Origin of the sequence: Listeria fleischmannii subsp. fleischmannii LU2006-1, from assembly GCF_000344175.1 — a bacterium.
In the GTDB taxonomy this organism is placed as follows: Bacteria; Bacillota; Bacilli; order Lactobacillales; family Listeriaceae; genus Listeria; species Listeria fleischmannii.
Genome location: NZ_ALWW01000069.1, coordinates 1 through 10,722 on the forward strand (window position 1 = coordinate 1; position 10,722 = coordinate 10,722).

At 32.1% G+C, this 10,722-nt stretch carries 11 protein-coding genes; all 11 read left to right on the forward strand.

Going from position 1 to position 10,722, the window contains the following annotated elements; all coding sequences use genetic code 11:
• Positions 1 to 1,102 (forward strand): glycosyltransferase (locus tag LFLEISCH_RS15435; RefSeq protein WP_007477822.1); only part of this gene is annotated, 1,102 nt, incomplete at its 5' end.
• Entirely contained in the window at positions 1,065 to 1,733 is a 669-nt protein-coding gene (locus LFLEISCH_RS13880) for a YveK family protein (protein ID WP_007477824.1), read from the forward strand. The genes LFLEISCH_RS15435 and LFLEISCH_RS13880, both read left to right, overlap by 38 nt.
• 55 nt (positions 1,734 to 1,788) lie before the next feature.
• Positions 1,789 to 2,439, forward strand: a complete 651-nt coding sequence (locus tag LFLEISCH_RS13885; RefSeq protein ID WP_241432922.1) for a CpsD/CapB family tyrosine-protein kinase — start codon at positions 1,789 to 1,791, stop codon at positions 2,437 to 2,439.
• Entirely contained in the window at positions 2,390 to 3,841 is a 1,452-nt protein-coding gene (locus LFLEISCH_RS14840; RefSeq protein WP_007477827.1) for an O-antigen ligase family protein, read from the forward strand. Before LFLEISCH_RS13885 ends, LFLEISCH_RS14840 begins: the two co-directional genes overlap by 50 nt.
• Positions 3,825 to 4,601 (forward strand): glycosyltransferase family 2 protein, encoded by a 777-nt coding sequence (locus tag LFLEISCH_RS13895; protein ID WP_007477829.1) that lies wholly within the window; start codon positions 3,825 to 3,827, stop codon positions 4,599 to 4,601. The genes LFLEISCH_RS14840 and LFLEISCH_RS13895 overlap by 17 nt, the downstream gene beginning before the upstream one ends.
• An 11-nt stretch (positions 4,602 to 4,612) precedes the next feature.
• Positions 4,613 to 5,266, forward strand: coding sequence for a sugar transferase (locus LFLEISCH_RS13900; protein WP_007477832.1), 654 nt, complete (start codon positions 4,613 to 4,615; stop codon positions 5,264 to 5,266).
• Positions 5,267 to 5,270: 4 nt separating this feature from the next.
• On the forward strand, positions 5,271 to 6,722 hold the full coding sequence (locus LFLEISCH_RS13905) for an oligosaccharide flippase family protein (RefSeq protein ID WP_007477834.1): 1,452 nt from the start codon (positions 5,271 to 5,273) through the stop codon (positions 6,720 to 6,722).
• Positions 6,723 to 6,744: 22 nt separating this feature from the next.
• Complete coding sequence (locus LFLEISCH_RS13910; RefSeq protein ID WP_007477836.1) at positions 6,745 to 8,082, forward strand: nucleotide sugar dehydrogenase; 1,338 nt, start codon at positions 6,745 to 6,747, stop codon at positions 8,080 to 8,082.
• Positions 8,075 to 9,217 carry a glycosyltransferase gene (locus LFLEISCH_RS13915; RefSeq protein WP_007477837.1) on the forward strand — a complete coding sequence of 381 codons (1,143 nt, stop codon included), beginning with the start codon at positions 8,075 to 8,077 and terminating at the stop codon, positions 9,215 to 9,217. The genes LFLEISCH_RS13910 and LFLEISCH_RS13915 overlap by 8 nt, the downstream gene beginning before the upstream one ends.
• 326 nt (positions 9,218 to 9,543) lie before the next feature.
• Positions 9,544 to 10,494: an NAD-dependent epimerase/dehydratase family protein gene (locus tag LFLEISCH_RS13920; RefSeq protein ID WP_007477839.1), complete on the forward strand. Its 951-nt coding sequence runs from the start codon at positions 9,544 to 9,546 to the stop codon at positions 10,492 to 10,494.
• Between the two features lie 17 nt (positions 10,495 to 10,511).
• A partial coding sequence (locus LFLEISCH_RS15650; protein ID WP_206538457.1) for a hypothetical protein occupies positions 10,512 to 10,722 on the forward strand: 211 nt, incomplete at its 3' end.

Sequence of the window (10,722 nt, forward strand, 5' to 3'; positions counted from 1 at the left end):
AGATAATGGTTTCACGGTTGAATTTTATGCGATTGACAATGGAATGAAGCTTATTGAATATCCCAATATTCATATTCATTTATTAAAAGTTAGTTCGTCCAAATGGAGTAGACCCAATCGTTGGCGGAAACTTTATCAAATTGCGAAAACTTCTGATGCCAAGTATTATCATATACATGATCCAGAATTACTTCTTCTTTATCCAAGATTAAAAAAAAGAAAGAAAGAAGCTATTATGATTTATGACATGCATGAAAATTTCCCTAAAGATATCGAAAGAAAAGCATGGATACCTAAATTAATTAGAAATCCACTAAAAAAATGGGTAGTTTTAATGGAGAAATATACTTTAAAGTACTGTGACCGAGTTGTTTTAGCGGAAGCATCGTACCGAGATGATTATAAATATATTCCTGATTCAAAATTAGTTGATGTGTATAACTTTCCAACTTTTATTCCGAGATTAAATTTAATTCAAGAAATAAGGCCATTTACGATGATATATGTGGGAAGTATAACGAAAGAGCGTGGAATATTTGTGATGTTAGAAATGATTCATGTATTAAATTTGAGAAGTCCTGGTAAATATTGCTTAAAATTATTAGGTCCTATAAATAAACCATTACAAAATGAAATAAATGAATATTTAGTTAAAAATTCTATACAAAAATATGTTGATATATATGGTCGAGTCCCTTATCCGGAAATCTGGGAAGCTTATCGTTCGGTAGACTTAGGACTATGTTTACTAGAAGATATTCCGAACCATAGAAATTCTATGGCAACTAAGTTATACGAATATATGGCTGCTTCATTGCCCATATTAGCATCTGATTTTCCAGATTGGAAAAAATTTGTTGAACAGCACAAAACTGGAGAAGTATGTGCACCAAAAAATATTGATAGTCTTATAGATATTGTCGAACAGAGAGCACAAAATAAGGAGCGCTATATAGCAGAAGGAGAAAACGGCCGTAATGCCTATGAATTATATTATAATTGGCGGATTGAGGCATCAAAATTATTAAATGATGTCTATCAAATAGAAAGAGAGGATAAAGTAGATGACGCAAGCTCAAAATATGAATCAATTTCTTCGTAGTATAAAAAAGATGTGGTATTGGTTCATCATAATTCCTCTTGTTTTAGTTGCATTAACATTTCTGATTACACATTTTGTCATGAAGCCCACATATACAACCTCTACGCAACTATTGGTTACACCTCCAAGTACAGAGAATGCTTCACAAACTTCTGATAATGTGCGTTCTTCGATACAATTAGCAGATACGTATAGTACAACAATTACAAGTGCACGAACATTACAAGAGGTTATAAAACAGAATAAATTAGATATTTCTGCAGCAGAACTAGCAAATAAACTCACGATTAAGAGTAATACGAACTCTTTAGTCTATACCGTTAATGTGAGAGACTCTGATCCTGAAATGGCACAGAAGATAGCTGATGGTGTTGGTGAAGCCACAAAGAAAGATTTCCCCAAATTATTTAACGGAACTAAAGTTGTGGTGTTAGAAAAAGCTGATACAGCTTATGTAGTAACAAACCTAATGAAATATATATTATCGATTGGGCTTGGTTTTGGGTTAGCGATGGTCATCATTTTAATTCAAATGAGTTATGATAATGTGATTCGTCAGAAAGAGAACTTAATGAATATGGATATTACTTTTCTTGGAGATATACCTTATATAGAGGGGATTGATAAATAATGTTAAAAAAAAAATAAAAAAAGTCACTTCTAAAGGTAGATCAAGAAAAAAATTGTTGCTTTTTGAAAGTGGTGAAAAGACATTTGAAGCAGAAAAAATCCGTTCGATTCAAGTGAGTTTGCAACTCTCATTGCTGGCACGGAAAAAGAATAAAAGAATTATGTTTACATCAGCCAATAAGGGTGAGGGTAAAACATTTTGTATTAGTAATATTGCGAAAGAATTTGCTAGACAAGGTAAAAAAGTTCTATTACTTGATATGGATTTGCATCGCCCACGACTAACAAAACAATTACTGTATAAAGGGCAAAATGGTCTTATGACGGTCATGCAGAATCCAGAACTATTAGAGGAAAGCCAATTTGAAATAGAGAACAATTTTTATTTCATGCCAACTGGCCCACTTCCACCAAATCCACTTGAAATTATTAGCTCAACCGCATTTGAAGAGCTATTAGACACACTAGACAGTATGTATGACATTCTTCTCATTGATACTCCCCCCATTCGTGTTTTAGCTGATGGCCGAGTTATTGCATCCTTATGTGATGGTGTTGTGTTAGTAGTAAGAGAAGGCATAACGAAAGTGGCAGAAGTCGAAGAAATCCAAGGGTATATAAATAAGTCCGGAGCAGCTTTAATCGGAGCCATATTAAATGCCCATCATTATAAAAAGAAAGATAAGAGCAATTATGCTTATTACTAATTCAGAGAGAACTAAATTTTTTATCAAGTTATTTTTATTTATCGCGTTAGCCATTATTTTTATAGAAGCTTGTATATTTATACCGTATGGATTTAGTATCATCTTTTTATTGATACTAATCATTCCGATGATAGTGAAGATAGATTATGACAGATTAAATTATATTTTAAGTTTTGTCATTTTGTTTGCTGGTTTTTTTGGGTCTTATTTAGGAATACCAGGGAATGAAAATATATTTTTATTTCGAATATTGATACCAGTGCATTTAATGATATTAATTTTTAAACAAAAGAAAGAGTGGAAGCGAATAAAATTTGTGAAATGGTTTTTTATCAGTTATGCCCTTTTTTTATTCTGTATGGTTCTTACTTTGTTTTGGACACCGAGTATTTCTCTAAGTATTCGTTATCTATATTTTACTTTTGAGTGGTTGTATGTCATTTTCTTATGTGCTTACTATATCAATAATATCAAAGCGTTTCATCAGTTTAGCCGTATGTTAAGCATTATATATATTGCTATCTTGGGAATTGGCCTTTTTGAAACATTAACTGGTATTCACTTACCACAATCTGGAAGCTATTACTATATAACGACGACTAGTCAATTTCAACCTACAGGTTTTTTGTTAAATACAAATGATTTTGCTTCTGAAATAACAATTTTATTTCCTTTTGTTATTTTAACTTTGTTACGTATTAAAAAAAGATGGCTATGTGTTTTTTCCATTTTAGCCGTATCATCTATAGCTCTTTATCTTGTTATCATGACATATTCGCGTGTATCAATGATAGTTATCCTCCTAGAATTATTCATTTTTATGCTATCTTGGTCTAGGATTTGGACAATTATCAGTTTGTACGTAGGAGGTCTTGCTACAACGCTATTTCTCTCAATAGCACATTCTAACTTGATAAATAATGTCTATTTTATCATCGTAAAGGCCTTTACAGAAAAAGGTGGTTCCACAAGTGATCGGTTAGAAATGTACAGAATATCTTGGAAGTTTATCCAGGAGAATCCCATACAAGGATTAGGTGCTGGGATTTTGCCTATTAAACTTGACTACTATATGTATGGTTTTGAAAGATTAAAAGATAATTATTTTTCCGCACATAATTATTGGCTAGAAGCTTTAGCTAATGGAGGGCTCCTTGCATTTGTTCCACTGATTATCTTTTTTTCATTGCTCTTTGTTTACGGTATAAAATTTATTTTTAAAAATGGTTTTAATCCATTGACAGTCATCATTTTATTAGTGTTGATCAGTTTCATTTCAGCAAGTGTGGGGTTAAGTAATACCGTTGATAAACGTCATTTGAGTTTAGGAATTGGATTAGCAATAAGTATGCTCAATATCTATTATTTTAGAAAAGGAGAACCAGATGTTAGAACAAGTTAGTGTAATTATGCCAGCATATAATTCGGAACAATATATTCGAAGTGCAATCGATAGTGTATTAGAACAAAGTTATACTCAATTTGAACTGTTAATCATTGATGATTGTTCAGATGATAGAACAAGTAAAATTGTTAAAGAGTATACAGATAAACGCATAAAGCTTATTCAATTAGAAGAAAATACTGGAGCGTCAGGAGCAAGAAATCTTGGAATCGCCAAAGCTAAAGGAAGATATATCGCCTTTTTAGATAGTGATGATTTGTGGAAACAAGACAAACTTATGAAACAAATTCTTTTCATGAAAGAACAAGATATTGCTTTATGTTATTCAGCTTATGAGGTGATGAATGTAGAGGGAGAGCAGATAACAGGCATAGTTGACGTGCCAAGTAATATTACGTATAAACAGTTGTTAAAAAATACGATTATTGGTTGTTTAACGGTTGTTATAGATACTAAGAAAACGGGGAAGGTTGAGATGCCTAGCTTCAAAGGAGCAGAAGATACAGCTACATGGCTCTCTATTTTACGAGTAGGTCACAAAGCTGCTGGGGTAACAGAAGTTTTAGCATGTTATCGAAAAACACATACTTCTTCTTTATCTAGTAATAAATTAAACATGGCCAAGCAAATTTGGCAGGTATATAGATATGATCAAAAATTATCACTCTTGCAATCTGCGTTTTATTTCCCTTGTTATGTGTGGAATGGTTTTTTTAAACATATCCGTACAGGAGGATCCATTAGAACAATAAGATAGGAAGGAAAAATATGAAAATCCGTACAAATCAAGCTACTCATAGTTTAGTGCAAAAAGAAAAAAGATTCTTAGATGTTTGTTTATCTGTAATAGGCATTATCATTTTAAGCCCATTTTTTATTATAGCAGCTATACTTGTAAAAATAGATTCACCAAGAGAAAACATTATATTTAAACAGCAAAGAGCAGGCAGATTTGAAAAGCCTTTTAAAATTTATAAATTTCGGTCGATGAGTCAATCTGGACAAATTAATTCTAAAGAAAGAAAGGTCTATAATTGGGAGAATGGAGTTCCAGATGATTTTGTATTTAAATCTGCATCAGGAACTCAACCAAATGTTTCTAAAATAGGTCATTTTCTTCGGAAGTCAAGTTTAGATGAACTTCCACAATTGTGGAATGTGTTGAAAGGCGATATGAGTATTGTGGGGCCAAGACCAGAAATTCTAGATATAACAAAGTGTTATTCGGAGAAACAAAAAGAAAGACTACATGTATATCCTGGTATAACGGGATGGGCACAAGTCAATGGACGTAGTAATATGAATCATGGTCAAAAGATAAAACTAGATGTTTACTATGTGGATAATATTAGTATGAAGCTGGATTTTACTATTATTTTACTCACGATAAAGCAAGTATTATCTGGTAAGGATGCCGTGTAAATAGATGAGAAATAAAATGACAATAAACTATATTTTTGTCTTACTATATCAAATATTGCTTGTTATCACACCTATCTTTACAATGCCATATGTTATTCGGGCTTTACAGCCAGAAAATATTGGAATAGAAGCATATGTTAGTTCAGTTGTGCAGCTATTTATTGCTTTTGCTTCTTTAGGAATTGGCGATTATGGAAGGAAAGTAATTGCGGGAACTGAAAATGAGAAGCTGTTGAAATTAGAATTTTTTAGTTTATACTCAGTACAGCTTATCTTTTCAACCATTGTGCTCACCGCATATCTTATCTTTTCCATTTTAAGTGATAGTTATAGCTCCTTGTTTTTAATTAATAGCTTGACTATATTAGCATATGTTTTAGATATTACTTGGTTTTATACAGGACAAGAGAATATTAAAAATATCATGATTAAGAATATGATTGTAAGAATAATATCCATATTTGGGATTTTTATATTAATTAAGAATCCGGATGACTTAGCATTATATATCTTTATAAATTCTTTTGCTCTTTTATTAGGCCAACTTGTTACTTGGGCACCTGTGTTAAAACGTTTTAAAACCATTTCGTTTTCAAAACGTTTAGCAATGGGCCATATTCTTCCAGTATTAACATTTGCAATAGTACCGATTATTACACTAATTCCAACCGCCTTAAACAAAGTCATTTTAGGAAATGTATCTTCTGAGATGGAAGTAGGATATTTTAATCAAGCTTTTAAATTGATTACTCTATTTGTGGTATTTGTTACCGCGTTATCGAGTGTTATGAGCCCCAAAATGGTAAAACAATTTAAAAATAAACGTAAAGAAACATTTGAGAAGTCCATTTATTTTTCAATACAATATGTATCATTTAGTACTTTGCCAATTGTTACAGGATTAATTGCGATTGCCCCTATATTTATACCGTGGTTTTTAGGCCAGCAATTTCAGCCAACTGTTATAAATCTTCAAATTTTAGCTCCTAGTTTATTTTTTTCAGGAATTAGCGGTGTGTTTGGGATTCAAGTGCTTATGACTTCAGGAAAAAATCGAGTATATGCATTGAGCGCATTATTTGCTGCTATTTTTAGTTTTGGGATGAATGTTATTTTTATTCCATATTTAAAAAGTGGTGCTACATCCATTGCATATTTAACGTTCACTTTTGTTATGTGTCTTATATTAGGATATTTTTCAAGGAGCTTCTTTAATTTCAAAAAATTGTTAAGAGGAGTATTCCCATATGCCGTAGCTAGTATTGTTGCATTTGCAGGAGAAATGTTCATGCTATATGTGATGCGTGATTCGCTACTTACTATGGCCATCCAAATTGTATTAGGAGGTATCATTTATACAACTATTTTGATTTGGTCAAAAGATGTTTTAGTGTTCAAAATAATGAATACTATTGCTTCGAAACTTAGGTTTAAGTTGATAAAAAAGAAAAATTGAATTTGAAAGGAAAATAAAAGATATGTTATCTACTTTAAAAGAAAAAATAAGTAATAAAGAAGCCAAGGTGGCTATTATAGGTCTAGGATACGTCGGTTTGCCACTTGCTGTCGCTTTTTCAGCTAAAGGTTTTGAAACGATTGGTTTTGATGTTAGTGCCAAAAAAATTAATACGTTAAATAAAGGAAAGTCAGATATTGCAGATATCTCCGATGAAAATCTTCAAGAACAATTAGCTACCAATTTTAGTGTAACAGCTGATATGGATGCTATAGTACAAGCAGATGCCGTTATTATTTGTGTTCCGACCCCACTTACAGAAACAATGGAGCCAGACATGAGTTATATAAGCAATGCAATGGACATGATTAGTCAGAAAGTAAAAAAAGGAGTCCTTATTTCCCTTGAAAGTACAACTTATCCTGGAACGACACGAGAATTTATTTGTAAAACAATGGCGGAGAGAGGTTTTACTTTAGGAAAAGATTTTTTTGCTTGTTATTCACCAGAAAGGGTTGATCCTGGTAATAAAACTTATAATACACTAAATACGCCAAAAGTTGTGGGCGGAGTTGATGTATTTTCAAAAGATCTTGGTGTTCAGTTATACGAACAAGTTATTCAAGAAATTGTTCCTGTAAATTCGGCGGAAGTTGCTGAAATGAGTAAATTACTTGAAAATACATTTCGTAGTATCAATATTGCATTCATCAATGAAATGGCTCTTTTAGCTGAAAAAATGGATATTGATATTTGGGAAACTATTGAAGCTGCTAGTAGCAAACCATTTGGATTTATGAAATTCACTCCGGGCCCAGGAATTGGAGGCCACTGCATCCCGTTAGATCCTATGTATCTGTCATGGAAAGCAAGATCCAAAAATTTCTATAGTCGCTTTATTGAGTTGGCGCATGAAACAAACCGCTTAATGCCTGAGAAGATGATTGAACATGCAGCTCTTGCACTCAATAAACATCAAAAAGCTATCAATGGGTCAAAAATTTTACTTGTGGGTATGGCGTATAAGGAAAATAGTAATGATTTGCGTGAGTCACCTAGCTTATATGTTTATGAATTATTAAAACAGCAAGGAGCTAAAGTTGATTTTTGTGATCCGGAAGCAAATGTTTTTTCTGATCAAAATGGTGATAAACAGTATTCCATTGATTTAGAATATAACTCATTTCAAAAGTATGATTTAGTTTTATTATTAACAGGACATGATGTTTTTGATATGCAAGCGATTGGAAAAAATAGCCAACTAATCTTAGACACGAAAAATATGTTAGCAGAACAATTTGATGTGAAGAAAGTGACATATGGAAAAAATAATAAAGGTGTGCAAATCGCCTATGAATAGAAAAAAGATTCTTTTCTTTGTAACGGAGTTTCCAACATTGTCTGAAACCTTTATTTTAAACCAAATTACTGGAGCAGTTGATATGGGACATAAGGTGGAAATAATCGCACTAAAGAAGGGCAACGTTGAAAAGTTACATCCAAAGGTAGAAGAGTATCAACTAATGGAAAAAGTAACTTTTATTGATATTCCAGATTCCAAAATAAAACGTCTAATAAGTTGTATTATACATCCTTTCGCAACATTTAGAACTTTCAAAATGAGATATGGAAAAGTTATAAATACGTTAACTCCTTCAATATGTGCCCAAAAACTATCCGTTCGTGGACCTTCAGATCTTATTATCGCGCATTATGGAAATGTAGGCCTTATTGCAAGTATTTTAAAAGACTCAGGATATTTAAAAGGAGAATTAATCACTTTTTTTCATGGTTACGATCTTACAAGGACATTAAAGCAAAAAGGTAGTAATTATTACTCGTTCTTATTTGAGTCAGATGTTAAATTATTACCTATTAGTAAGTTTTGGGCAGAGAGGTTAATAGCTCTTGGTACTCCAGTAGATAAAATTAAAATACATCACATGGGGATTGAACTAACTGATTTTCCATTTCAACCACGTGAGCTAAATCAAAATGGATTAAGGCTACTAATAGTGGCTAGGTTAACAGAAAAGAAGGGTATAGAGGACGCAATTAAAGCACTTTCTTATTTAGAAAATCGTTATAAGGGTTTGGAGTTGCATATTATTGGCGATGGTAGTGAGAAATCCAAATTACAACAACTAGCAAGTCATTTGAAAATAGAGGATAAAGTACTTTTTCATGGATTTATGGATCAATTGCAAGTAAAAGAGCAATTTAAAAAAAGCGATATTTTTTTACTTCCTAGTGTAGAAGCGAGTGATGGAGATATGGAAGGTATTCCCGTATCATTAATGGAAGCAATGGCTCAAGGGAAACCAGTCATATCAACTTTTCATAGTGGTATTCCTGAAATAATTTCTCATAAAGAAACTGGGCTATTAGTAAAAGAACATGACCCAGAAGAGTTAGCTGAAGCCATTATTTATTATATGGGATTAAATGAAGCTACAAGACAATCGATGTTAATACACGCAAGAAAAAAAAGTTGAACATGAATTCGATGTTCAGCCTTAAATGAGGAGTTATTCAAATTTTAAAAAAATGGAGGGGAGAAGAATGGAAGAAAAAAACTAAAAATGAACAATTAGAGATCTTAAATCAGTATTTTGTATCAACAACAGAAGCTTTAGAAATTCTAGGAATATCAAGGCAAAGTTTTATTCACTTATTAATCGAAAAAAAATCACAAAAATAAAAAAAGATGGTGCTATATTGTTTTTTCGTGACGAAATTGTAGAGAGGTCATCAAGACAACAGAATTTAAGGAAAAAATATAGAACCATATGATCATAAAGAAAACGGAGGTATTATATAAATGAAAACGATCTTAGTAACTGGTGGTGCAGGTTTTATAGGTGGACATTTAGTTGAACAATTGGTTGCGAAAAATACGGTTGTTGTTGTAGATAATTTAAGTACAGGAAAAATAGAAAACTTACCGGATGAGGTCATCTTTATAAACGGAGATATAAGTAATCCAGAAACTGTAAAAAGTTTATTTGAAAATTTCACTTTTGATTTTGTTTATCATTTAGCAGCAGTTGCAAGCGTAGTAAAGACAGTTAATGAACCTGTGGCCTCACATTATGTTAATTCAAGTAGTACAATTTATTTATTGGAGGCTTGCAAAGAACAAGAAAAACAAATAGAGAAATTTGTTTTTGCTTCTTCTGCTGCAGTTTACGGAGCAGAACCAACTCTTCCCAAAACTGAAAAATCACTTATTGATCCAATAACTCCATATGGGATTGATAAATATAGTTCGGAAAAATATGTGATTTCATATGGTGAACTCTTCGGACTACCTGTTTCAGTTGCTAGATTCTTTAATGTTTATGGGCCTAGGCAGAACCCTGATTCTCCGTATTCTGGAGTGCTCTCCATATTAGCAAATACCGCTATCCAATTAAAGGAAGGATCTGAAAAGCCGTTTAGCATTTATGGGGATGGTGAGCAGATAAGAGATTTTGTATATGTTCAAGATATCGTACAAGGATTAATAATCCTCGGAGAAAATAAAAGTAGTCGTGGTGAAGTATTTAATATTGCCTCAGGTGAAAAAAATACATTAAATGATGTCATTTCACTTTTTGAAAAACTTATAGGACAGCCAATTCCAAAAGTGAATCATTCGATGAGGAAAGGTGATATCAAATATTCGTTTGCATCTATTGATAAAATAAAACAACTTGGGTATGTTCCTTACTTTAATATATTAGATGGATTAGAAGCATATTTAAATTTTGAAATAAAAGTTTTAGCTTAGAAAGAAGGTAAAATAACGTGACCTCACAATATTCAACATTTTTTTCTAAAATGCAAGTTCTCAGAGGAATTGGTATTTTACTTGTAGTATTAGGGCATTCGTTTCCCGGTGTGGATTCTGAAAGCGGAAATGTGTATGGTATTATACACAGATTTATTTATTCTTTTCTATATTGCCGCTGTTTTTTCTTTATTTCTTGGTTTTTTTGCCATAAATTTACTCAAAATT